General features: G+C 52.9%; 27 protein-coding genes and 1 pseudogene. 3 read left to right on the top strand and 25 right to left on the bottom strand.

Features of this window, described 5'->3' with window-relative positions; translation table 11 throughout:
• Positions 1 to 444: 444 nt before the first annotated feature.
• Entirely contained in the window at positions 445 to 1,554 is a 1,110-nt protein-coding gene (locus ORD20_RS06835; RefSeq protein WP_430626690.1) for an acyltransferase family protein, read from the top strand.
• A 174-nt stretch (positions 1,555 to 1,728) separates the two neighbouring features.
• Here ORD20_RS06835 and ORD20_RS06830 read toward each other — a convergent pair whose 3' ends face one another.
• From ORD20_RS06830 to ORD20_RS06800, 7 genes are all read right to left on the bottom strand, one after another.
• Complete coding sequence (locus tag ORD20_RS06830) at positions 1,729 to 2,640, bottom strand: GNAT family N-acetyltransferase (RefSeq protein WP_242968617.1); 912 nt, start codon at positions 2,638 to 2,640, stop codon at positions 1,729 to 1,731.
• Between the two features lie 371 nt (positions 2,641 to 3,011).
• A complete protein-coding gene (locus ORD20_RS06825; protein ID WP_103376407.1) occupies positions 3,012 to 3,479 on the bottom strand; it encodes a DivIVA domain-containing protein in 468 nt (155 codons plus the stop codon).
• A 15-nt stretch (positions 3,480 to 3,494) separates the two neighbouring features.
• Positions 3,495 to 3,785 (bottom strand): YggT family protein, encoded by a 291-nt coding sequence (locus tag ORD20_RS06820; protein ID WP_103376408.1) that lies wholly within the window; start codon positions 3,783 to 3,785, stop codon positions 3,495 to 3,497.
• Positions 3,782 to 3,934 carry a cell division protein SepF gene (sepF, locus tag ORD20_RS06815; RefSeq protein ID WP_430626624.1) on the bottom strand — a complete coding sequence of 51 codons (153 nt, stop codon included), beginning with the start codon at positions 3,932 to 3,934 and terminating at the stop codon, positions 3,782 to 3,784. Before sepF ends, ORD20_RS06820 begins: the two co-directional genes overlap by 4 nt.
• 315 nt (positions 3,935 to 4,249) lie before the next feature.
• Positions 4,250 to 5,047, bottom strand: coding sequence for a peptidoglycan editing factor PgeF (pgeF, locus tag ORD20_RS06810; protein ID WP_103376410.1), 798 nt, complete (start codon positions 5,045 to 5,047; stop codon positions 4,250 to 4,252).
• Positions 5,048 to 5,208: 161 nt separating this feature from the next.
• Complete coding sequence (locus tag ORD20_RS06805) at positions 5,209 to 5,814, bottom strand: spore coat protein (RefSeq protein ID WP_103376411.1); 606 nt, start codon at positions 5,812 to 5,814, stop codon at positions 5,209 to 5,211.
• A gap of 345 nt (positions 5,815 to 6,159) precedes the next feature.
• Positions 6,160 to 6,618, bottom strand: a complete 459-nt coding sequence (locus ORD20_RS06800; protein ID WP_103376412.1) for a helix-turn-helix domain-containing protein — start codon at positions 6,616 to 6,618, stop codon at positions 6,160 to 6,162.
• 64 nt (positions 6,619 to 6,682) lie between these two features.
• Here ORD20_RS06800 and ORD20_RS06795 point away from each other — a divergent pair.
• Positions 6,683 to 6,940 (top strand): annotated as a pseudogene (locus tag ORD20_RS06795) (IS110 family transposase); the annotation flags it as partial.
• Between the two features lie 83 nt (positions 6,941 to 7,023).
• Here the strand turns inward: ORD20_RS06795 and ORD20_RS06790 are convergent.
• Both ORD20_RS06790 and ORD20_RS06785 read right to left on the bottom strand, forming a co-directional pair.
• Positions 7,024 to 7,158: a hypothetical protein gene (locus ORD20_RS06790; protein ID WP_255398176.1), complete on the bottom strand. Its 135-nt coding sequence runs from the start codon at positions 7,156 to 7,158 to the stop codon at positions 7,024 to 7,026.
• A gap of 395 nt (positions 7,159 to 7,553) precedes the next feature.
• A complete protein-coding gene (locus ORD20_RS06785; protein WP_103376413.1) occupies positions 7,554 to 7,955 on the bottom strand; it encodes a DUF3800 domain-containing protein in 402 nt (133 codons plus the stop codon).
• 236 nt (positions 7,956 to 8,191) lie between these two features.
• Here ORD20_RS06785 and ORD20_RS06780 point away from each other — a divergent pair, with 236 nt between their 5' ends.
• Positions 8,192 to 8,473 (top strand): hypothetical protein, encoded by a 282-nt coding sequence (locus tag ORD20_RS06780; protein WP_103376414.1) that lies wholly within the window; start codon positions 8,192 to 8,194, stop codon positions 8,471 to 8,473.
• A gap of 477 nt (positions 8,474 to 8,950) precedes the next feature.
• Here the strand turns inward: ORD20_RS06780 and ORD20_RS06775 are convergent, their stop codons facing one another.
• The 16 genes from ORD20_RS06775 to ORD20_RS06700 all read right to left on the bottom strand — a co-directional run bounded on the left by ORD20_RS06775 (position 8,951) and on the right by ORD20_RS06700 (position 22,630).
• Positions 8,951 to 9,205 carry a YlmC/YmxH family sporulation protein gene (locus ORD20_RS06775; RefSeq protein WP_103376415.1) on the bottom strand — a complete coding sequence of 85 codons (255 nt, stop codon included), beginning with the start codon at positions 9,203 to 9,205 and terminating at the stop codon, positions 8,951 to 8,953.
• A gap of 64 nt (positions 9,206 to 9,269) precedes the next feature.
• Positions 9,270 to 9,941, bottom strand: coding sequence for a stage II sporulation protein R (gene spoIIR, locus ORD20_RS06770; protein WP_103376416.1), 672 nt, complete (start codon positions 9,939 to 9,941; stop codon positions 9,270 to 9,272).
• The gene (gene sigG, locus ORD20_RS06765; protein WP_103376417.1) at positions 9,941 to 10,714 is read right to left on the bottom strand and encodes an RNA polymerase sporulation sigma factor SigG; all 774 of its coding nucleotides are present in this window, start codon (positions 10,712 to 10,714) and stop codon (positions 9,941 to 9,943) included. The genes spoIIR and sigG overlap by 1 nt, the downstream gene beginning before the upstream one ends.
• A 135-nt stretch (positions 10,715 to 10,849) precedes the next feature.
• Complete coding sequence (gene sigE / locus ORD20_RS06760) at positions 10,850 to 11,527, bottom strand: RNA polymerase sporulation sigma factor SigE (protein ID WP_242968646.1); 678 nt, start codon at positions 11,525 to 11,527, stop codon at positions 10,850 to 10,852.
• 62 nt (positions 11,528 to 11,589) lie between these two features.
• Positions 11,590 to 12,075, bottom strand: coding sequence for a sigma-E processing peptidase SpoIIGA (locus ORD20_RS06755; protein WP_430626689.1), 486 nt, complete (start codon positions 12,073 to 12,075; stop codon positions 11,590 to 11,592).
• Positions 12,063 to 12,200, bottom strand: a complete 138-nt coding sequence (locus ORD20_RS06750) for a hypothetical protein (RefSeq protein WP_430626745.1) — start codon at positions 12,198 to 12,200, stop codon at positions 12,063 to 12,065. The genes ORD20_RS06755 and ORD20_RS06750 overlap by 13 nt, the downstream gene beginning before the upstream one ends.
• 189 nt (positions 12,201 to 12,389) lie before the next feature.
• Entirely contained in the window at positions 12,390 to 13,457 is a 1,068-nt protein-coding gene (gene ftsZ, locus ORD20_RS06745) for a cell division protein FtsZ (RefSeq protein ID WP_103376420.1), read from the bottom strand.
• Between the two features lie 33 nt (positions 13,458 to 13,490).
• Complete coding sequence (ftsA, locus tag ORD20_RS06740; protein ID WP_430626623.1) at positions 13,491 to 14,666, bottom strand: cell division protein FtsA; 1,176 nt, start codon at positions 14,664 to 14,666, stop codon at positions 13,491 to 13,493.
• Between the two features lie 62 nt (positions 14,667 to 14,728).
• Entirely contained in the window at positions 14,729 to 15,985 is a 1,257-nt protein-coding gene (murA, locus tag ORD20_RS06735) for a UDP-N-acetylglucosamine 1-carboxyvinyltransferase (protein ID WP_103376422.1), read from the bottom strand.
• The gene (gene murB, locus ORD20_RS06730; protein WP_103376423.1) at positions 15,931 to 16,914 is read right to left on the bottom strand and encodes a UDP-N-acetylmuramate dehydrogenase; all 984 of its coding nucleotides are present in this window, start codon (positions 16,912 to 16,914) and stop codon (positions 15,931 to 15,933) included. Before murB ends, murA begins: the two co-directional genes overlap by 55 nt.
• A 5-nt stretch (positions 16,915 to 16,919) precedes the next feature.
• Positions 16,920 to 17,336 carry a UDP-N-acetylglucosamine--N-acetylmuramyl-(pentapeptide) pyrophosphoryl-undecaprenol N-acetylglucosamine transferase gene (locus ORD20_RS06725; RefSeq protein WP_430626622.1) on the bottom strand — a complete coding sequence of 139 codons (417 nt, stop codon included), beginning with the start codon at positions 17,334 to 17,336 and terminating at the stop codon, positions 16,920 to 16,922.
• Positions 17,266 to 17,640: a glycosyltransferase gene (locus ORD20_RS06720; protein ID WP_430626621.1), complete on the bottom strand. Its 375-nt coding sequence runs from the start codon at positions 17,638 to 17,640 to the stop codon at positions 17,266 to 17,268. The genes ORD20_RS06725 and ORD20_RS06720 overlap by 71 nt, the downstream gene beginning before the upstream one ends.
• A gap of 69 nt (positions 17,641 to 17,709) precedes the next feature.
• The gene (gene ftsW, locus ORD20_RS06715) at positions 17,710 to 18,807 is read right to left on the bottom strand and encodes a putative lipid II flippase FtsW (protein WP_103376425.1); all 1,098 of its coding nucleotides are present in this window, start codon (positions 18,805 to 18,807) and stop codon (positions 17,710 to 17,712) included.
• 39 nt (positions 18,808 to 18,846) lie between these two features.
• Complete coding sequence (gene mraY / locus ORD20_RS06710) at positions 18,847 to 19,788, bottom strand: phospho-N-acetylmuramoyl-pentapeptide-transferase (RefSeq protein ID WP_103376426.1); 942 nt, start codon at positions 19,786 to 19,788, stop codon at positions 18,847 to 18,849.
• Positions 19,785 to 21,152, bottom strand: a complete 1,368-nt coding sequence (locus tag ORD20_RS06705; protein ID WP_103376427.1) for a UDP-N-acetylmuramoyl-tripeptide--D-alanyl-D-alanine ligase — start codon at positions 21,150 to 21,152, stop codon at positions 19,785 to 19,787. Before ORD20_RS06705 ends, mraY begins: the two co-directional genes overlap by 4 nt.
• Complete coding sequence (locus tag ORD20_RS06700; RefSeq protein ID WP_103376428.1) at positions 21,149 to 22,630, bottom strand: UDP-N-acetylmuramoyl-L-alanyl-D-glutamate--2,6-diaminopimelate ligase; 1,482 nt, start codon at positions 22,628 to 22,630, stop codon at positions 21,149 to 21,151. Before ORD20_RS06700 ends, ORD20_RS06705 begins: the two co-directional genes overlap by 4 nt.
• Positions 22,631 to 22,658: the final 28 nt, after the last annotated feature.

The following is a 22,658-nucleotide window of genomic DNA, read 5'->3' as shown; positions in this document are numbered from 1 at the left end:
GATTTGTATTTGGGTCCCTGCCAGTTTGAGACATGGCTGAAGAAGAAGGATCTCATTCTCTATGGACTCTATTCCATTGCGCTCATGAAAATCCTTTGGATTTTGTGCACTATCCTTAAAAACCCTTTGAACCAAATGCACAAGCCAGCAGGTTCCTTGTCTTCCTTCCTCGTGAATCCCCATATTGCATTGGCACCCATATCGAAACATTTTCGCAACACTTAACCCACACACTATGGCTACGGACAACTCGAGAGATCTCGATCAAGCAACATACCCATGAATGCATGAAACGTTCATGTCCAAGAACGAAAGACTCACCGCTACCTCTTTTTTTCGCCCCTTGAAAACCCAAAACCTTACCTCACGATGTGGTGTTCTTGTCCTAGGCCTTTGGCAAGGCGGACCAGTAAGGAAAAATCCTAACCATAAAAGAGGAGGAAAATCATCCTGACACGACAATCACTAGCCCCCTTAACCTCATTCCGATTCTTAGCGGTTATGTTCGTCTTTTTATGGCATATCGGGTTTTTGCGCGAATACCAAACCGGCTACGTAGGCGTTTCATTCTTTTACACATTATCGGGATTCATTCTGACCTATAATTATGTTCATCGCTTCCGCCATCCCTCTTCCGAGGCCCGCCGACAATTCTATTGGGCTCGGTTTGCCCGTATTTATCCCGTGTACGCCTTAGCCTTTCTCTGGTCGATCCCACTCACCCCGATACACGCCTATGGAAATCTGGCAACATGGATTGGTGTAGGATTGGCCAATCTCGCGCTCATTCAAAGCTACATTCCGTACTTGGCGATTGCGTTTTCTTTTGATGGAGTGGCATGGAGTCTGTCGGATGAAGCAACCTTCTACGCGATATTTCCTTGGCTCATGCAGTGGTGGAATACCTTGGGGCGACATTGGCACGCTCGGCACGTTGTGTTGGGGATGGCCATCTTATGGGGCAGTCTAGTGGCCCTATTGATTCCATATCATTCGTCATGGCAGAGTTGGATTGCCTACATTTTTCCCGGAACGCGCCTCGTGGACTTTTTCATCGGCATGGGCGCCGCCCTCGTGTTTGACCGCATTGCGTGGAATCGTCCAGGAACACATCTGCCATGGACCACCTTGGAAGTTGCCGGTCTCTTGCTTGTTGTCGGCACGATTGCCATAGGACCCTATACGGAACAATCCTTGCGCTTTAGTGCCTTGTATCTGCCAGGCTGGGCTATTCTGTTATGGATATTTGCGCACCAAAAAGGGGTGATGTCTCGGGTCTTCTCGCACGCTGCCCTTGTTCGCCTCGGCAATTGGAGTTTTGCTTTTTACATGATTCATCGTTTAGTCATGCGCACATTGCAAAAATTTAACTTGTATCACTATCATGGCCCGTTGTGGCAAGATGGCTTGGTCTTGATGACGGCTGTTGCCCTAAGTGCCCTGATCTATTACCACTATGAGGAACCGGTGCGACGGAAATTACGTCACAAATTCTCAGTCTACCCTGGCTCGTATGCACAAACCATCGCGCAGCATGCGACGAGCGCTCGGTGAAATAACGTGATGAGCGTACCTATGGCGAGCACGAAGCCTAAGACGCCGGCAAAAGTCATAGAAACACGGGTAGAAGGGCATTTGCAGCCTTTATCTATAGAGATTAGCTATAACCGGTACGGGAACACCTGCCCCTGACATATGATACTCTAGCTGGGCCGACACGGCACAATCTTATCCGAACACTTGCGCTGCTAAAGCATAGAGACCTTTTCCAAACCGTAGCGGACGGCCGTGATAAGTCATAACTGGAGGTTCTGCGACCTTGGCAAAACCCCACCGCGGCAGTTCGCAAGCGGCCCAGTCGGCGTGTTGAGCGGGCACATCGATCCGCATGGCATCCATCGTTGCCTGAGCGATTTGTGCGGTCAACTGCGTTGCGACCCCGTCGTCTCTGGCGACCACGGGACCCAGAATCCAGCTGGCAGCTCCCTTGATCCCAAGCGCATAGCCCTGGATTTGAGCGTCGTTCACAAGCATCCATCCGGCCGACGCTTGGCGCACACGGTGACGCAAAAATTCCCTGCGGTCGACCCCAAAGGCTTGTACGTCCAACGCGTTTACACGTTCGATGTCGTCCAAGCGTAGGCTAACCACATTTCCTTGGTCTATAGGCTTGTCCGCATATCCACTCAATCCCTGGCTCCGAACATACTTGTGAACCACGCTTACGACCTCAAATCCCATTTTTTCGTATAAAGACAGACCCTCTGGCGTAGACACAAGCGACACGCAGCTTCCAATCGTCATCACGCCCAAAGCGGCGGCGGTGACGTCTTTGCCCAAACCGCCTCGCCGAAAGTCTGGATGGACTATCACCATCCCCATGTGAGCCATGTCCGGTGCATACGACGCGACAGCAGCACTGGATACGAGCTCACCTGCGGCCGTTTTGTGACCAAACACGCGGCCAACGGCCAAAAGCGTGCCAATTTCGGCGACATCATAATCCCAACCTACCGCGGCCGACAATCGAACTAAGCTATTGATATCGTGGACGTCCAAAGTCTCTAATCTTAATGACAGATCCATTTTTAAATCCAGCGTTCCTCCTTGAGTAAACAGCTCTGCATCAAAGAGCCGCACCTACCGACTTACGAAGAATAGTCCTGTTAAATGTCGCTGAGGAGGACGGAAAGTGAGGTATAGACTATGGGTAAGAGAATGGATTCATTTGTTGAGTGATCAACGTTATGAGATGTTTCAAGACATCGCCAGCAATAGCATTGTTTAAACCGGTGCTCCGGGGCTAAAAGAAGCCTATGTCCATCTCTGAATCTCTTTCTGAAACCACACACACTTTTAGAGATCAAACCGCATAACCGAATCGTTCGGCAGTTGTTTGACAGAGAACAAGAGAATATGCCCTGCTACCCATGACCATTCTTTACAACACGGCTCATGGATGGTGAAGCCGGAAACTACGCTGGCCGCCCACATAGCGGCCAGCCCATTCCCTAATCACGGCTGGCCTGCAATGCCATCGGTTCCTCGGATAATAATCGCAATTGAGATTCTAATAAACTCCGCACTTGCGCCCGGTATTTTTCCGTCTCATAACGAATTTGCGCCAGTTGGCTTTCCGCGTCACGCACTTTCGCTTCAGCTCGCCGCACAATTTCCTCGGCTTTCGCTTCGGCTTCACGCACAATCAGTTCGGCTTCCTTGCGCGCCGCCGTTTTGACTTCTTCCGACGTCTGCTGCGCAATAATCAACGTATTTTGCAGCGTAGCTTCCAATTTGCGATATTGCTCAAGGCGCTCCGTCATGCCCGAGGTGTTTTCTTTCAGTTCATCGTTCTCACGAATCAATGCTTCATAATCCCGAACGATTTCGTCAAGAAATTCATTGACGTCATCTTCGTTATAACCCCGAAATCCGTGTTTAAACTCTTTATTGACAATATCTAAAGGTGTCAGTGGCATAAAATCCTCCCGCGGTTAGAACCTGGCCATATAAAGAAACAACGCCACAAGCAGGTATGACGCAATGTCCACCAAGAAAAACGCAATCAAAGGGGACAAATCGAGCATTCCCACCAGAGGCACCCTCCGCCGAATAGGGGCTAAAATGGGCTCAGTCAGCTGTGTTGAAATGTACGTCGCCTTATCCCATAGCCCCGCGGTCTTCGGAGGAAAAAACGATGACACAATCCGTATCATCAGCACAACAAAAAACACATCTTGCAGAATATGGACAGTTTCTGCTAAATGGATGAAGATGATACTCACTTAGACAGGCTCCTGGTCCACCCGGGCGCGTCATCATGATCTTCACTGGCGACTTCCACGTTGTTGGGCGTAACGAGGAAGATATTGTCTCCGACTTTGCGCAGTCCGCCATCTAACGCATAAGCAACTCCAGATAAGAATGACCGCAAGACGGTCAGTAACCCGTTGATTTAATGCCTCTGCCACCTTCTCACTATCTATACTGTCGACAGAGTCAAAAAGATCTATGGTATATTTTACCTTGTTCGTTTGAAGATGTCCAATAAGGTGCAAGGGAACCGGAGGCTTTTCGTGCCACTTATCTTTGGCTTCTTGCACCTTGTTTTCTCCGATAAGCTGGGCACCCGCCGCCACAGCGGCTAAGGCCTCCTCTCGGGTTCGCATCTTCGTGACGGCCATGAGCTTGACCCCTTCACCGGGTCGAATGGCCTCGATTTGTGCTAATACATGTTGCACACGTTCCGCTATTTCTTGAGCCATAGATATCCCCCCATGCGGCCCGTGCGGCCCGCATCGCGACGATGAGAAAAAAACTGATCCCGGTGGCAGGCCGTACATACCCCTGCAACATCAATACGGTCCGGCCGAACGCCCGCCTGCTCAAGACGCCGCCGATTCGCCGTCCACAAGTCGAGCTGGTAATGTCCTGGCTTCATGCTGGTGACCAGTGGCGCGTCAGATCCCATCGCCTCCCGAAAAGCTTGTGCCACCCGCTCATCGACTTCATAGCAACACGGACCAATGGATGGTCCAATGCCGACATGAAGATCGTGGGGGGCTATGCCTTGCTCAATCAACTGTGCAACGGCCTCCACTTGCACCCCTTGCACGGTGCCCCGCCACCCGGCATGTAACAAGCCGCCGATGGTTCCCGCCTCGTCTGCAAGAAAAATCGGAACGCAATCGGCAAACCCCATACCGAGCACAATATCAGATGAACGGGTGAGTAACCCATCGGCGCCAGGAATTGCCCCGGCGGAGGATCTGGCGCCCGCCGGGGCATCGGATTCACCGACCCAGCTAACAAGTGCCTTATGCACTTGCTCTGCCATGACAAGCTGATCTAATGAGGCGCCCAGCCATGACAAAGCCCGCGTCCGATTTTCCAAAACCGCCTGCGGTTGATCTGGCATATTGAAGGAGAGATTCAAGGTATCATAAGGCGGATCTGAGATCCCGCCTTGACGTGTTGTAAAGATGGCCTGGACTGTGTTAACTCCTAACCATTTCCAGTACGGGCCGTGATGTTCCCACTGTGCCATGGGCGCGCTCCTAAACGGTCTGATTGCGTGGACGGACACACGCCGACCCCTGCGCTTATTTTATCACGCCCTTACGGGCGAAAACATGATGCTTTCTAATCCCTTCACCAAAACAGTAGGCGGGCCGGAATCTCGACGGGAGATTCCGGCCCGTTTACCGTTTAGGAGGGCATGGGAGCGTTAGCACTAACCCAGTCTGATTCTTGACGTCCGCTCATATGAGCGGAAATAATTTGCTCGTGATTTTGGCGGAACCACTGCTCGGCATTCTCATTAGCTCCCAAGGGCACATACCAACCCTTTTGCTCCATGAATTTAAAAAATTCATAGGCAGCATCTAGGTGATACCGGGCCATTTCGGATAACGCCCGGCGAATCCCCACATGGGTGATTTCGGTCGCCGCCCAGATGCAGCGCACGGTCATGCTCTTAGAATAGTCCAATAGATCAGCCGCAATAATGCGGTCGGTAAATCCCTGACCGCTTTTCGGTTGAATAGGCGTTGGAGACTGCATGGACGCATTGCGCGGACGTCCTTTCAGTCCACCATCAAGCTGCTCGAACTTTTGATTGAGCGATTCGCCATTGGCAATATCAATCAGTTCGTTATAATGCATCTCGGCTTTGCGGCGTTCATTTTCCACCATGGATTTCAAGTCGCCATCTTGCACAAACGACAAAAAACCCGTTGCTTTCGCGATTAAGGTCGCATCCGCTGAGGCAATTTCATGTAATTGCTGATATTCCTGAGCCGTCAATTTTGGCATAGTCATCCCCCTTTATGGTGTGGTGCGGTCTTATCGTGTCCGCACTACGTAGGGTTCATGCATGTCCGTGCTCGTGGGTATCGCCATCCGCGCTAAACAATAAGGATCAAGAAATGGTTTTCGTCATGAGAATACTCTGGTTTGTACTCTAAGTTTGTACTCTGGTTTGTACTCTGGTTTGTACTCTGGTTTGTACTCTGGTTTGTACTCTGGTTTGTACTCTGGTTTGTACTCTGGTTTGTACTCTGGTTTGTACTCTGGTTTGTACTCTGGTTTGTACTCTGGTTTTTATTCCGCTATCCGGTGGCCGTATTTTTGTCCTATTGGTTGTCGGGCTTTGTGTTATTAGTGCCGAGCGTTCCATGCTTCGGCTAACTCTTCGAGAGCTTTGCGCTTATGGCGATAAAAGGACGAGCGGCTAACATGAAAGTGGGTGGCTATCTGCGCCACGCTCCATTCGCGATGTAAATACGCTGCTTTCAAAAGGTCTTGGCTTTGCTTTCTTAAGGGCGGAATCGGGGGAGACGACGTCAAGAGTTGCATCAATTGCATTTGAGTGGTATCAAGGTTGTCCTTTAGACCGAGAGAGCGAATTTCCATGAAGAACTGAAGAGGATTTGCAAGGCCGCAGGGCAATCGCTTCATATCCTCGCAGGTCATCTTATGGCTGCTGACGCCGGATATAAGGAGTTCAATATAAAACCATAAGCGTCCTGTAGAAATGTGATTTCGGCGGACTTTCACGGTTGAGGAAAGAAATCGCCCTTTGGTACTGTTGATGGTGCAGACCCGATACCAGACCAAGGAAGACTTCTCAATGCGTTCTACATCGACGATTGATCAACACAAAGCGGCCGCCTAAGGTGCCGTGGTGGGAGGGGTGGAGGTGGCACAAGGCTGGCATAACATTCAATGGTTGTTTCCCAGTGGGTTGTCGGCGGGCAAGCCTATGCGGTTTGCCAATACCCGCAGCGGGTTCGAGTCCATGTGGGCCCGCCGCCCGGCCAGGCGGCGCCTCGTGATCGGGCTGGAATCCACGGGGGCCTATTGGTTGCCCCTAGCGCACCGGTTGCGCCAACAACCCGGCGTGACCGTCGTCTTGGTCAATCCCTTGCATAGGCACAAGCTCAAAGAAGTCGACGATCACGTGTTCATGAATGAACTGAACGATGACTTCCGATCGTTGGTGACGAAGCGCATCGCTTTTTTTCAGATCGCCTTTTCCTCTTCGAGATCTCGAATACGTCGCTGCAAATCACGAAGAGCTTGGTCCTCCGCTTTCCGTTTGCTGGGAATGCCCAGTTCGCGGGCCACTTGGGCCCCACTTTTGTGTTGGGTCAACACGCGTGGAACCGCTTCTTCTTTAAATGCTCGATCATATGGATTGGCCGGATTCACCTCAATTGAGAATTATTGTATCATCGTGTCTCAATTCGGGGTGTCCACAGTTTAGACTAACATCCAAGCTCGGGACATGTTCTTATGATGGACTCGCTGAAATATGACATCCATATTTTCTTCAGACCAGCCGAGTTCTACGGGCATGCCCAACCAAAGGGTCTTTCGCTTCGGTTCCCTCTCGAACGGTCTTCCGTCACCGTCATCACGTGCGCGAACATTGCAAGGTGCCTTCGTAGCGTATAAAATACAGACGAAAAAAATCGAGCAGCTCCTGGAGGAACTACTCGAATTTCTCATACTCTAATTTAGAACATAATACACTTGTTTGTCTTGGTGTGTCAATGGTGTCCAAAAGCAAAAAATTTGGATGGCATCTTATAAATTCCCCTGAGCGACTCTTCCGGACGCGGTCCTGGCACTGTCATCGTGCGTGAGACGACGATGTCATATAATTCGTCTACCCAATCTAAAAATGCAGCGTTTGTCTCATTGTCTCGATGCTCGTGATGCTGGCGGATAATCCCGGCCAGCAGATCGGCGATTTGAATACCTTCTTCGACTTTGGAGCTAACAAAAAATGCTGTTTCCACGAGTGAAGTTAATAGCCGTCCTTCTTTCGATTTAAAGAGATAATTTTTTATCCGATTGACAATAATCCGATCGTTACCTTCGTCTTGGGAATCAAATGCGACTAAACATTTTGAATCATTCTCATGAGCATATCCATTCAGTCTCTGCAATAAGAATCGATAATGGTTTGGAAGCCATCAAATTGTGATTGAAAGCCTTGTCGAGGAACATAGGCCGCAGGAAACCCGACCTTATGACCTAATTGAAAAATGGTTGCCTGTTGCTTGGTCGTGTAGGTAATCGAGGATAGACTTATCGGCGTTGATGTCGACGATGATGTTGAGGTAGACGCTTGAGTGTCAGGGCGACGACTTTTACGGCCGCGACCTCTCATAGAGGTGTATTAATGCTCATCTATAATAATTTTACCGTACAAGAATCCGGCAACGCTAATTCGTTAGGTACGGGGGGCGATCACGCAATAACGGGAACCGTCGCATTAACGATTCCTGGGTCGGGGTCACAGACACCGATCACAGGAACATGGACTACAGTTTATGGAATCATGGGAAGCGGCACACATTCATCTCTTACGTTTCAAATGAATGGCGTGCATTATATTATTGGATCTCATACTCTCTCTGAGAATCAAGTCGACCAAATTACCGGATCGGTCAGTAAAACGTGAGATAACAATCATGAATCCTCTGCCCGCGCACGGCTTTGGCAGGCAATCTGGTGAGAGGAGTACACACGTTGTTTGTACGCATAGACTAAAATCTTGGCCATGAGCTGGGGGTGATAGGGCCCCCCGCCCGGGTAGACGTGGTCAAAGACCGGTCGCTCAGTTGATCCACCGCGTCGTTGACGACGCGGACCACATGATGGACCGGAATCACATCGGACAAATCCATGGGTAAAAATCATGGATCTTGCTGATATGGCCGAAACTGGCGTGAACCTCGCGGACGATCGATACCTCCTGGGGCTCCGGCAATCCCGTCATCACTCATGCCTCTATTTGGTTCCCCAACCCAAAACCCGCCTTTCGGACACATCTTCTTCATAAGAAGATCGTACCAAAAAAGGCGGGTTTTCTTGATCTCATCCCGATTTTTGGGGCTAATTTATCGCGTGAATCTATTGCCCTTTTGGGCCAGCCCCTTTACATGTCTTGGGCGTGATATTGATCAATTTCTACCAAAATAACGTCCTCACCGATTTTGCGGATCTGATCCCAAGGGATCACCGTGTCACGCTCCCGTCCAAACAGGCCCAAAAGGTGGCTGGCACCCAAAATGACAACGGCCTTCAGGCGTCCTCCTTCTAAATCCAGCTCCAAATCGCCGATGAAACCCATTCGCCGCCCATCAACAATGTTGATAACATCCTTCGTCCGCAGTGCAGAGGTCTTTACCACCAGGCATCCCCCCGTTATACCTTATGTCGCACCGGCGGACACTAGACGAATTCCCCACTACCTCTTAAAACCAAGCCAGGAGATGATTGACAATATGGGGCAACCGCCACGAGACATGAATGGCCCCATGGGGGTGATGAGGCACGGACGGGGGTAATTTCACCGGCACAGCCGGGACCGTGACCGGATTAGCCGGTGACGTCTGCATCGCGGCAGCAGCCGGAATGGCCACCGCATTGCTCATGTCGATGAAGCACAATGAGGGAAACAACACGCACCACCAATTATGCCCGGCCCCGCGTCCTAAGACCACCAATAAGGCCTCATAGCGCCCAGCGGGCAAGACCCAGCTGCCATATGCTTTCGTAGGAAATTCTGTCGTCGTTAAGCGAACATGCGCGTGATAGGTCACATGATGAGCTGCCAACACCGCATCGGCTGCTTCCGTTACTTGGGCAATATGGTGCGATAAGATGGCTGCAGCCTGCTCTTTATCATGCACGTGGGTCAAAAGCGGATCTAAGACCGCTAGCACCCTATCGCGCACATCGAGTTTCACGGCTTGATCCACGGGGTTGTCCGAATTGGCAATGACCCGAAACCGAATGACGGGGGGCGGGGTAATCGCCTGCGTCGTCGTACCTGCCAAAGCCGTATGGCCTTGCGGTGTGACGGGCGCAATACTCCATAAAAATCCCATGGCCAGAAAACTTAGCGCAATCTGTTTCACCCACATCAGATGTACTTCCTCATGTGCGTCAACGCCGCCTTTTCCAGGCGCGACACTTGTGCTTGGCTGATGCCAATTTCGTCAGCCACTTCCATTTGCGTCTTTCCGTCAAAGAAGCGCATCGTCAAAATTAACTTTTCTCGGTCATTCAACCGCCGCATGGCTTCCCGAATAGCTAAACTTTCCAGCCAATTGCGGTCATGATTTTTTTCATCACTGATTTGGTCCATCACAAAAATCGGATCGCCGCCGTCATGATAAATGGGCTCGAACAGCGATACAGGTTCTTGAATAGCATCCAAGGCATACAGCACTTCTTCACGCGGCACACTTAATTCTTCGGCGATCTCACTAATCGTCGGCTCTTTCGAATAGCGGTGGACCAATCCATCTCGCACTTGCAAAGCTTTGTAAGCAATGTCGCGGAGCGAACGGCTGACGCGAATCGGATTGTTGTCGCGCAGATAACGCCGGATTTCCCCAATAATCATCGGCACAGCATACGTGGAAAACTTCACGTTTTGACCTAAGTCAAAGTTGTCTATGGCTTTCATAAGGCCAATGCAGCCCACTTGAAACAAGTCATCACTATGCTCGCCGCGGTTTTGAAAGCGCTGAATGACACTCAAGACTAAGCGCAGATTGCCATTAATCAGTTCATCGCGTGCGGACTCGTCACCCGCTTGCATATTTTTAAAGAGTTCTCGCATTTTGACATTGCCCAACACCGGTAATTTCGCCGTATTGACACCAGGGATTTCAACTTTATTCAGTGGCACGACCCTAACCCCTCCCCGGAGCTTTCATCCTTCATCTTCACAATGGCAGTATCACCAAACGCGAGTGAGGATATACAAAAAGCCCCGGAATTTGCCAATAATTGGCTTCCGGGGCTCGCTCGGGGCAGGATGTCGTTATTCCATGCGGTAAAATTCCTTACGCAGCCGTTTAATAATGCGCTTTTCGAGACGGGAGATATACGATTGGCTGATGCCTAATGAATCCGCCACCTCTTTTTGCGTCCGCTCGTAGCCATCCATGAGGCCAAAACGCAGTTCCATAATTCTGCGCTCGCGGGCATTGAGTTTGCTCAGTGCTCTTTTTAACATCGTGCGGTCAACTTCATCCTCTAACCGCTTATAAATAATATCGTTTTCGGTACCCAAGACGTCCGATAACAAGAGCTCATTGCCGTCCCAATCCACGTTCAAGGGCTCATCAAAAGAGACCTCAGACCGTGTCCGCGAGTTGCGGCGCAAATACATCAAAATTTCGTTTTCAATGCATTTCGAGGCATATGTGGCCAGCTTAATTTTCTTTTCCACATCAAACGTATTGACCGCCTTTATCAGTCCAATGGCCCCAATTGAAACCAAATCCTCTATCCCGATCCCGGTATTTTCAAATTTGCGGGCAATGTAGACCACAAGCCGTAAATTCCGTTCAATGAGAACAGAGCGGACACTGTCCTCGCCCGATCCCAGTAAATGCAGCAGATTAGCCTCTTCATCTCCGGTAAGGGGAGGCGGCAACGCTTCACTGGACCCGACATAATGAACTTCCGGGTTGGCTTCTTCCAGCCCGAGCAGCATCAAGAGCTGCACTCTCACCCGTATTAGCCATGAGGCCTTGGGTTTTGGTTGCCATTGTGCAATCATGCACCCACCCCTTCTTGATTTATGGTAATAATACAGTCAGGCGAAACTAAGGCACGGTAGGAATGGTCACTCGACACACTTTGAGGCGTAAACGCCAACGCAACCGGCTGCAATCGGTACCATCGGCCTTGAAATTGTCCCTTGGCCTCCTCAAGTGCCACCACCGGCAAAATGCCGGTGCCACCGATGGATTGATAAAAAACGGTACCGAGCCGCCCTTGCCATTTACTTGGCACCGGGTCTTGTCGGCCGGACGCACAGGCCGTCACCCATGCCAGGACTTCCGGAGGCAGCCATTCAATGGCCTGGCTGATTTCCATAACAATGACGGGCCGGCGCAAAACCGGGTCACGCATCTGGTTGCCAGAATCCCATAAACACGGAAGAGTCAGCGTACTCCCATTCAGTGTCACAGACACCTCGCCTTTTTGCGCCTGTCCAAGATATTGGCGCATCCGGGGGCGAGGAATTAAAAGGCCCATGCCCCACAGAACAGTCGGGACACTGAGCCCCAACAGCAGCCAGTGTCCATCAACACTATGGTCAGCCGCAATAACGACCAGTCCATCGCATAACTCACTACGAGCGTGCCCACCGCGCTGACCATAGGCTCATCCCCTTTCCGTCTTCACCTCGACCTATCTGATGGATATGCCGCAGATGAGCCGGGTATGTCTGACACCTGCTATTCTAAAAAGCAAAGGGTGCAAAGCATGTCATTTCCGTTGGGGTGTCCCAGAAAGTTGCCGACAAAAAAACCGCCTCTTGTCTAAGAGGCGGAATCGATGCTGAGGTGCTAGTTACGACGCCGTAAAAAGGCTGGAATATCAAGGTCATCATTGTTGGCAAAGGGCTTAATTTCCACTTCCTCGCGTTCACGCAACTCCGGATCGGGTCTGGGCACCATGCGATCGCCCGAGAAGCCTGTCGCAATCACCGTCACACGTACCTCGTCTTTCAACGTCTCGTCAATCACCGCGCCGAAGATGATATTGGCTTCGGGATCTGCGGCTTGAATGACAATTTCCGCCGCCTCATTCACTTCAAAAAGCGCTAAGTCGCTGCCGCCTGTGATATTCAGCAACACTCCGCGTGCGCCATCGATGCTGGTTTCGAGCAAAGGACTCGAAATTGCCGCTTTAGCAGCCGCGGCGGCTCGGTTTTCGCCTTGGCTGACCCCTACACCCATCAGCGCTGAACCCATTTCCGACATGATGGTCTTGACATCAGCAAAGTCCAAGTTAATGAGACCCGGCACCGCAATCAAGTCGGAAATGCCCTGAACCCCTTGACGCAAGACGTCGTCGGCGATGCGGAAGGCTTCCATAATCGACGTACGTTTCTCGACCACTTGCAACAACCGGTCATTGGGTATCGTGATTAACGTATCCACCTTGGCCTTCAATGTGGCTGCGCCCTTTTCGGCGAAATTTTGCCGCCTGCGGCCTTCAAACGTAAAAGGCTTGGTGACGACCCCCACCGCTAACGCGCCGACTTCTTTGGCGACTTCCGCGACAATCGGCGCAGCTCCGGTGCCCGTTCCACCGCCCATCCCGGCCGTAATAAAGACCATGTCTGCCCCTTTGAGCGCATCCGCAATCATTTCCCGACTTTCCTCGGCCGCTTTCGATCCAATATCCGGATTCGCCCCCGCTCCCAGCCCCTTGGTCAGTTTGGTGCCAATTTGCAAGCGGGTCGGCGCCATCGACAACGCAAGCGCCTGCGCGTCCGTATTAATCGCAATGAACTCGACCCCTTTAAGGCCCGCATGAATCATCCGGTTGACCGCATTCGTCCCGCCCCCGCCGACTCCGACCACCTTAATAACCGCAAAATTTTCATCCGACTGATCAAATTCCAGCATGCAAAATCCTCCCTGTCTGACGCATCCGCTCAGTTATTTCCACAAATTAACCCAAAATTGTACCACTCGTTGCCATGGTGACTCCACGGTGCGTGACTGTTCATGTGAAGCCATGGCCTTTGCCACCCCAACCACCGTGGCGTAGCCAGGACTGCGTGACAGATCGGACAATCCGCCAAGGCCTATAGGCGTTCCAAGACGCACGGGCCATCCCCAACGTGTTTCCAGATATGGGCCCAACCCTTTGAGCAACGCGCCACCGCCTGTCATCACCACCCCCGCAGCAGGGCCTTTGGTCCATTCAATACGCTGCAAGTGCTGCTCGACATAATCGGTCCACTCATCGACCCGGGCGGCGACAATTTCTTGCATTTCTTTAATGGGAATCAGCTTCACCGACTGTCCGCTCACCGCCCGCACTTCCAGCGTCCCTTCGCGTTCCGACGCCACAGCTGCATGCTCCAGTTTGAGCCTTTCAGCTTGCGTCGCGACGACGCCCAAGCCAACGGACAAGTCTGAGGTGATAGACTCGCCCCCTAAAGGGATGACGCCAAAGTACTCCAGTTGGCCTGAACGGTAAACAGATACTCCGGTAGTGCCACCCCCAACATCAAGATGCACCACACCGACTTGCTTTTCTTCCGCGCTCAGCACCGCTAATGCTGACGCCTCCGGAGCGGGAATGAGTTCTAAAGGTTGAAGTCCAGCCATGTTGACCACATGGCGCAAATTGCGAATAACAGTCGACAATCCCGTGACCACAAACACGTCCGCCTCTAGGGTGTGAGCGACCATGCCTTGGGGATCGGCGACGCCGCGAAACCCATCTACGGCTATACCCCGCCGAATGACACGCACCACCTCACGGCCGGCCCCAAGCTCCACATGGGCGGCGCGTTCCAGTACACGCTGCATGTCTTCGTCGCGAATAACCCCTGATTTCAACGAAACTTTGGCCTGTCCCGGTGTGATGGTGAGGTGATCGCCATTAATGGCCACAGCCGCCTGCGTAAGGTCGCTCCCCGCCATGCTGTTCGCACGGTTAGCCGCATCGCGAATCGCTAAGGCGACGCGCTCCACCTCAAAAACCAACCCGCGACGCATCCCGACAACAGGCGTCGCGGCAATCCCCAATACGGCCAATTCGCCATCAGGCCTCGCCTCGACCCGGTCCCCAATGGCTGCTATGAAGATTCTTTTGCTCTTCAAATATATCTTAGCAGGTCTTGGGCATATCATGTAACAATACCACCAATTTCCACAGCAGAAGCTCAGCGAGCTTGAATGCTGGCCCCCAAAGCCGAAAGGCGCACATCTAACTGTTCATAACCGCGTTCAATAATTTCGCGTCCAGCAATCACGCTTTCGCCCTCCGCCTTCAAGGCCCCAATCACCAAAGCTGCTCCCGCCCGCAAGTCGGGCGCGGTCACATAGGCCCCATGCAAGGGATGGCCCCCATAAATAAGGGCAACGCGCTGGTCTGCAATAATCTGCGCGCCCATTCGGCGCAACTGAGCCGCATGGCCCAAACGGTTCTCAAAGACGCGTTCAGTGACTAAATGGACGCCGGGTACGGCCAGCAGAAAACTCATAAATTGGGGCTGACAGTCCGTTGCAAAACCAGGGTAGGGAGCCGTGGCGACCGATACCGGAATCGGCTTAAAACGCCCCTCACTGACAATGTGAACGGTATCCGCATCAATTTCTTCAACCATCACCCCAATGTCTTGCAAGCGGCCCCACAACCCGGGCAAATGGTCCACCAGACAGTTTTTCACCGTGATATCGCCCCCCACCGCGGCCGTACTCAACACAAACGTTGCCGCCTCAATACGGTCGCCGATGACGGTATGCTCAGCGCCTTTAAGCATCGAGGCGCCGCTAATCCGAATGTCCGGTGTGCCTGCTCCCCGCACCGTAGCCCCTAGGCGTTCAAGAAACTGGGCTAAGTCGACAATCTCGGGTTCCATCGCCGCATTACGAATCCGGGTTTCTCCTTCGGCCAGCGCTGCGGCCATCAGCACGTTCTCCGTGGCGCCGACACTGGGGAAGGGAAAATGCACTTCATTCCCCACCAGCTTTTTGGCGCGAAGCACAGTGCGTCCGCCCTCGTCGTGCACTGTGGCACCTAAAGATGTTAAGCCGTATAAGTGCAAATCAATGGGCCGGTCGCCTATGGCACAGCCCCCCGGCTGCGTAGCCTCCGCAGCTCCTAATTTGGCTAATAACGGTCCTAAAAGAAAAATCGACGCGCGCATTTCTTGCATTAATTCCGCAGGCACCACATAGCTATTAAGAGTCCTTGGATCCACAAAGACGTCACGTCCCGCCTTCTCTACGGTCATGCCCAAGGACCGTAGCACGGCAATCATCACATGAATGTCCCGCAAGTCCGGGACGTCATGCAAAATGACGGGTTCCGTGGCCAGTACCGTCGCAGCTAAAATCGGCAATGCGGCGTTCTTGGCCCCGTTTATTCGCACGGTTCCGTTAAGCCTTTTCCCGCCTCGCACCACAAATTCTCCCATGTTGCCTCAAATCCTCCCTCTCCTGGCCCAATCCAACGCACTTCTGGGCGCAATTGGACCGCATAGCGCGCATAGACCTCATGGCGCAAGCGCCGCATAAGACCAAGGACATCATGGGCCGTCGCGTGTCCCCGGTTCACAATAAAGTTGGCATGCACCTGCGACACCTCGGCATCTCCAAGACGCCACCCTTTCGCTCCCAAGGACTCTATGAGGCGTCCTGCATAATCATTGGGAGGATTTTTAAACACACTCCCCGCATTGGGATCACCGACGGGTTGCGTCCTTTTGCGGTACTCCATGTGGTGCCGCATGGTGCTCAAAATCTCTCCCGGCTCTTTGGGCGTCAGCTCGATTTGAGCTTCCAAGGCAATCCACTTTTGGCGCATAAACGCGCTTGACCGGTACGCAAAATCGGCTTCGGTCGACGAAATCGAGCGCACCCCGACCTCAGGCTCCCAGACCACAAGCTGGCGCACGACATCCTTCATTTCGGTCCCATGCGCTCCCGCGTTCATGACTAAAGCCCCACCTAAGGTGCCAGGAATACTGACCGCAAATTCCATTCCGCCCAAACCCGCCTGATGCGCGCGGTGAGCGAGTTTCGTCAATAATACGCCCGCGCCCGCGATCAATTGATCTCCCTTTGTGTCCACGTAGCGCAAAGCGCGCGAGGGAGACAGAACAACCGCGTCTAAGCCTTGGTCAGAGACCAAGACGTTCGTGCCTTGCCCTAAAACAAAATAGGGAACAGCTTCGCGGTGAACCCAGTCGAGCGCTCGCACCAATGCCTCTTGGTTCGGAGGCTGTAGATAAATCGCGGCGGGTCCGCCAATCCGGAAGGACGTATGCCGAGCCAACGGCTCCTCTTGCTGCACAGCCCCTACGTCTAGTCTACGCAACTCTTGGGCCACACGTTCCGCATCCAATGGCGTTACCTCCTTCCGTGGCGGGCGGCTGTGGTAATTGTCTCCACAATTTTCTGGGCCGCCGTATCATCTTGTATCGCACGTAATGCTTGGGCCATAGCCTGACGCTGCTCAGGCTGACTCAGCACCATGGTCAACACCTCTTGGCCCCTAAGGGCCAACTCAGGTTCTTTCAACACCAAGCCCGCGTGCCGTTGCGCAATGACTTCCGCATTTTTGGTTTGGTGATCTTCCGCCACATGCGGAGACGGCACCAAAATCGGCGGCAATCCAAAGGCCACGCAATCGGCAATAGTCATAGCCCCAGCTCTACCAAAAAACACATCAGATACTCGGTAGGATTTTTGAATCTCATAAAAGTATTCGACAATCCGCACCTGTTTTGGGTCCAACTGCTCGGGATTTTGCGCCACGCGGTTCATGATGTCTTGATAATACCGTTTGCCCGTGGCCCAAAGCAGGGTCCATTCGGGATGCTTTGCCAATACCGGCAAAAACTCCGAGCGCCCCTTGGGCCTTGCCCGCGATCCCTTTGACCAACAGCCCCCGCGCATGAATCGTTGCAAACGGAATGCCGCGGGCCGGCACTAAATCCTTTTCAAGTCCATGATCGGTTCCAATATATAAAACGTCCAGCGTTTTGACACGAGCACGCACCGCGTCAATAATCGCCAAGGCAGGATAAATATGGCCCCCGCTGCCGCCGCCCGCAATCAGCATCCGCATGTCCTACGACCACTCCCATACAAATTGTTGCCTACACTTTGTCGTCCGTTCTCCAGCGTATGTTTCCCGTTACGCAGCGTGCTTACTAATATTTAACAGAACCCCAACGCCCGCCATGCTTAACACAAGCGACGATCCCCCGTAGCTGATAAAGGGCAAGGTAATTCCCGTCACCGGCAACGTCGCGGTCACCACGCCCATATTAATCGCGGCCTGAATGGCAATCATAGTGGTTAAGCCCGTTGCCAATAAGCTGGAATACATATCGGGTGCCCGCATGGCAATGCGGAAACCTCGCCAAGCCACCATCATGAACAAGAGCACCACGGTCAAGGTCCCTAATAAGCCGAGTTCCTCCCCTAAAATCGCAAAAATAAAGTCCGTGAAGGCTTCTGGGAGATAGCCCAAGGCTTGACGAGAATACCCCAGCCCCACCCCTAAAACCCCGCCGGAACCTAACGCCAATAGCGCTTGAATGGTGTGAAAACCCTCCCCTAAGGGGTGCTTCCATGGATCCATAAACGCCAGTAAACGCTGTCTGCGGTAAGGTTCGGCAATCATGGCCCAAGCCAAAATGGGCACGGCCGCCCCAGTCAACTCGAGCAAATGGCGTTTTTTAACCCCCGCCACAAACAGCATGACAAAAAAGGTCCCGGCCGTCGCAATCGTCGTGCCCAAGTCAGGCTCGGCCAAAATCAAGACAAAAACAACCGACGCCAAGAGGATATGAGGCATCACGCCACGCCAAAAATCGTCCAAATCTTGACGGTGCAAACTAAAAAGACGGGCAAAGAGGAAAATCATAGCCAACTTCGCGAGCTCAGAGGGCTGAATTTGCAAAGAGCCCACCCCGAGCCAGCGCCGGGCCCCGTTGATATCAATGCCGACATGAGGAATCAACACGGCAACCAATAACAGCACCGAGAGCATAAAGCCCGGAAAAATTAGCTTCGTATAGCGCCAGTAGTCAATCCGGGTCGTGGCAATCATGGCAATAATACCAATCACGGCCCATACCAGCTGGTGTTCCACGTAATAATAGGGATTTCCAAACTGTTTGAACGAGACGGACGCGCTCGCGGAAAACACGACGACAGTGCCAATGGCTAATAAACCCGCAACCCCCGCTAACAAAAGATAGTCGATACGCCGTCTTTCCTCATTCATGCCATAACCTCCTTGCAGACCATCCCATCGTGCCGTGTGCTACCACCAAGCCAACAGCGCGCCAACAGCGGCTACGACCCAAAAGACCGCAACCACCCGCTCTTCCGGCCAGCCGCCCAACTCAAAGTGATGATGCAAAGGACTCATGCGAAAAACCCGTTTACCTGTTAGACGAAAACTTAACACTTGAATAATCACCGATAAGGTTTCAATTACGAAGAGCAACCCAATGAGCGGCAACAGCAGGGTCGTGCGCGACACAATCGCGGTCCCCGCCAACGCTGCCCCTAGGGCCAAAGACCCGGTATCGCCCATGAAGACGCGCGCTGGGTGCACATTATAGCGTAAAAAGCCCACGAGGGCGCCAATGAGCGTCAGGGAGACCAAAGCAATTACGGGTTCGTGATGCATAACGCCCCAGAAGGCAAAAAAGGCCATGGTAATTGCGGCCGCACCAGCGGCTAAGCCATCTAAGCCATCGGTCAAGTTTACGGCATTTCCGCTTCCTAAGATCGCCAACACCGAAAGCGGTCCAAAAAAGACGCCGGAGGGTAAGACGCCCCAGTGAAAAGGCAAAACATACGTACCTGCCGCGTGAAAACGCGCCCCGGCCAACCACGTAAACGCCACCGCAAACAGGACTTGGAATAGCAGCTTTTCTCGGGCTTTAAGGCCCAAAGGTCTCTTAAAGACGACTTTCAGCATATCGTCGGCCAGGCCAATCAATCCATAAGACCAAATCAATGCCACCAGTGCCCACGCTTCCAAGCTATGCGGAGCAAAAATCGCAACCGCAATGGGCAACGGCACCAGAAACAAGAGCCCCCCCATTGTCGGCGTGCCTTGTTTTTTCAAGTGGCTCTGCGGGCCGACATCGCGCACGGTTTGGCCAAATTTCAAACGGTGCAGCACGGGAATAAACACCGGCCCTAAGATAAATGCCACCAAAAATGCGAAGAGCCCCGCGTATGCTTGGTTCAATGCGGTCCCCCCCACTGTTCAAGACGTTGGTGTAAGGTCTCGAACATCATTCCGTGAGAGGCCTTTAAGAGCATCACGTCACCCGCTTGCAAATGCTGAATTAACCAATCATAGGCATGATCAAGGTCAGGAACCCACACCGCTTGGGATCCTAACGCCTGAGCACCCTGCGCGATCTTTTGTGATCTAGGGCCCACTGCCAGCACAATGTCCGCCCGGCGTGCAGCTTCTTGCCCGACCTGCTCATGGCCTTGCTCTTCTAAAACGCCTAGCTCCAACATGTCGCCTAACACGGCGATTTTGCGCCCGGTGGCCGGCTGATGTGCCAAAACGTCTAATGCCATGGTCATGGACAAAGGGCTGGCGTTGTAATAATCGGCTAGCACTGTCAGGGTCCCGAGCGGAACCGTCTGCAACCGGCCACTGGTGGGCGGTACGCTTTCCAACCCACGCACCGCTTCCTCGGGCGTTAATCCGACCGCTATGGCCGCCAAAAAGGCCGCCGCCACGTTGTGGCCATGATGGGCTCCGAGATAGGGAATGGTGAGTGACAAGCGGTTGCGGCGAAATTCCAGCGTGATTAGAGTACCATGAGGTGTCAATACGGCCTCTTTCACCACACAGTCGCCGCCTTGGCGCCCATACCAGAGAATCTGATTATTGGGAATTGTTGAGGCAAGAGCGCGAAAACGGTCATCATCATAATTGAGCACCGCTATTCCGCCAGGGCGCAGGCCCAGCAAAATCTCGCCCTTGGCTCGCTGGATATTGTCCATGCTGCCCAGTGTTTCCATATGATTAGGCCCGATATTGGTAATGATCGCGACCTGTGGCGGCATGATCTGCGTCAAAGCCGCAATTTCGCCTAAGGCCCGCATGCCCATTTCCGCCACGAAGTGCGTGATATCGGGGTCGCTACGAAAATATGACATTGGCAACCCAATCGCTGTATTGTAGTTGCCATGGGATTTTCCGGTCGCAAATTTTGCCCCTAAAGCTGCTGCCGTTAATTCTTTCACACTGGTCTTGCCCACACTTCCGGTCACAGCGACCACAACCGTTCCTTTGGCATCCACCGTTTGGCGCGTCATCGTCCCCATGGCGTCTAGCGGCGATGGCACCACCAACGCAGGACCCTGGAGGGGTTGAAAAGAGGCCTCTACCATCGCCACGCCGCCCTTGGCCCAAACATCGGGAACAAACTTATGCCCATCCGTGTGAGCCCCCGGCAAGGCGACAAAAAGGGCGCCAGGCTTGACGTTGCGGCTATCAACGGTCAAGTCGGTCATGGTCTTGGTGAGATCGACCCCATGCGCCACGGCTCCGGACGCTTTGGTCACCTCGTCATAGGTCAAGGCCATCATGGCTTTTTAATCTCCCGCAAGGCTTGACGTGCAATTTCTCGGTCATCGAAATGGATTGTGCCATCTCGGTAAATTTGATAGGTTTCGTGGCCTTTGCCTAAGATGAAAATCACGTCACCGGGCTGGCCTTTTTGCAGCGCCAAACGAATGGCCCGTTCCCGGTCCAACTCCACTTCAAACGGCGTCTGCGTCGGTTTGAGACCATCGGCAATTTGATTAATGATATCCATTGGATCTTCCGACCGGGGATTGTCGGCCGTCAGTACAACCCAGTCCGCGTAGCGCCCTGCTGCTTCCCCCATCAACGCGCGTTTACCACGGTCTCGGTCACCACCGGCGCCAAACAGGACCCCAATCGACCCCACAGTAAATTCCCGTGCGGTTTTTAAGACGTTTTCCATGCCATCTGGAGTATGCGCATAATCCACAATGACGGTAAAAGGCTGGCCTTCATCGATACGCTCAAAGCGGCCCGGAACACCCGGATAACGCGCTAACGCCTCGGCCATCTGCCGGGGCGATAAGCCGTAGACATAGCCGACGGCCATCGCGGCTAACGCATTGAGGACGTTGAACCGCCCTGTCATATTGAACTCCACCGCTTGCCGTTCCCCATTGGGGAACGACGCCACAAACTGTACGCCCCGGCTACCTACAGTGACCATGCTGCCCATAATGTCGGCCCCTTCGGTCAAACCATAGGTCAGGACAGGCACCGGCGACATCGGAATCAAGCGTTTGCCGTAGTCATCATCGATGTTGATAATGGCCGCTTTCGGACCCGTTTTGGAGGAAGCCCCTAAGTGCCGAAACAACAGGGCTTTGGCTTGAAAGTACGACTCAAAATCTTTGTGAAAGTCTAAGTGGTCTTGCGTTAAATTAGTAAATACGCCGACATCGTATTGCACTTGGTCGACACGCGAAAGGACTAAGGCATGGGAGGATACCTCCATTACCGCAGCCCGCATACCACGGTCCACCATATGACGCAAGAGACTTTGCAAATCAGGCGATTCAGGCGTCGTCCGACTCACCTTATACGTGTCTTGGCCCATTAATGTGTATAGTGTGCCGGTCAGTCCGGTCGGGATGTCATTGGCCTCGAGCAGAGCGCGCACAATGTGTGTCGTCGTCGTTTTGCCATTGGTCCCGGTGACCCCGATCATCGCTAAGCGTGCGGAGGGACTGCCATAAAACTTATCCGCAATCAAGGCCATGGCCCGCCTCGCATTAGGCACCACCACCCCGGATTTGCCAGCCGGAATAGCTTCCGCCCGCTCCACGACAAAGGCTGTCGCACCCCGGTTCGCTGCTTCTTGACAAAATAGATGACCGTCTGTGCGAAATCCCGGAATCGCACAAAACACATTATTGGCTTCGACATGGCGCGAATCGTATGCGATGCCTGTGACCTCCACTGCCGTATTCCCCACCGGGGTTCCATCCGGAACCACCTTGATTAGTTCACTCCAAATCATGCCGAAGCCTCCTACGTCATTTCCCCAT

The organism is Sulfobacillus thermotolerans, assembly GCF_039623705.1.
GTDB classification, from domain to species: Bacteria; Bacillota; Sulfobacillia; order Sulfobacillales; family Sulfobacillaceae; genus Sulfobacillus; species Sulfobacillus thermotolerans.
The sequence above is the reverse complement of the archived record's forward strand: the minus strand, read 5'-3'. Positions and strand labels throughout refer to the sequence as shown.

Bases quoted from the DNA above. Each gene is read 5' to 3' on its own strand.
- ORD20_RS06825 (WP_103376407.1), bottom strand. From the start codon at position 3,479: ATGCCACTGACACCTTTAGATATTGTCAATAAAGAGTTTAAACACGGA.
- pgeF (WP_103376410.1), bottom strand. From the start codon at position 5,047: ATGGCACAGTGGGAACATCACGGCCCGTACTGGAAATGGTTAGGAGTT.
- ORD20_RS06805 (WP_103376411.1), bottom strand. From the start codon at position 5,814: ATGCCAAAATTGACGGCTCAGGAATATCAGCAATTACATGAAATTGCC.
- ORD20_RS06780 (WP_103376414.1), top strand. From the start codon at position 8,192: ATGCTCATCTATAATAATTTTACCGTACAAGAATCCGGCAACGCTAAT.
- spoIIR (WP_103376416.1), bottom strand. From the start codon at position 9,941: ATGTGGGTGAAACAGATTGCGCTAAGTTTTCTGGCCATGGGATTTTTA.
- sigE (WP_242968646.1), bottom strand. From the start codon at position 11,527: ATGCTGCTCGGGCTGGAAGAAGCCAACCCGGAAGTTCATTATGTCGGG.
- ORD20_RS06755 (WP_430626689.1), bottom strand. From the start codon at position 12,075: ATGGGCCTTTTAATTCCTCGCCCCCGGATGCGCCAATATCTTGGACAG.
- ORD20_RS06750 (WP_430626745.1), bottom strand. From the start codon at position 12,200: ATGGTCAGCGCGGTGGGCACGCTCGTAGTGAGTTATGCGATGGACTGG.
- ftsZ (WP_103376420.1), bottom strand. From the start codon at position 13,457: ATGCTGGAATTTGATCAGTCGGATGAAAATTTTGCGGTTATTAAGGTG.
- murA (WP_103376422.1), bottom strand. From the start codon at position 15,985: ATGGGAGAATTTGTGGTGCGAGGCGGGAAAAGGCTTAACGGAACCGTG.
- ORD20_RS06725 (WP_430626622.1), bottom strand. From the start codon at position 17,336: ATGAACCGCGTGGCGCAAAATCCCGAGCAGTTGGACCCAAAACAGGTG.
- ORD20_RS06720 (WP_430626621.1), bottom strand. From the start codon at position 17,640: ATGCGGATGCTGATTGCGGGCGGCGGCAGCGGGGGCCATATTTATCCT.
- ftsW (WP_103376425.1), bottom strand. From the start codon at position 18,807: ATGAATGAGGAAAGACGGCGTATCGACTATCTTTTGTTAGCGGGGGTT.
- ORD20_RS06705 (WP_103376427.1), bottom strand. From the start codon at position 21,152: ATGATGGCCTTGACCTATGACGAGGTGACCAAAGCGTCCGGAGCCGTG.
- ORD20_RS06700 (WP_103376428.1), bottom strand. From the start codon at position 22,630: ATGATTTGGAGTGAACTAATCAAGGTGGTTCCGGATGGAACCCCGGTG.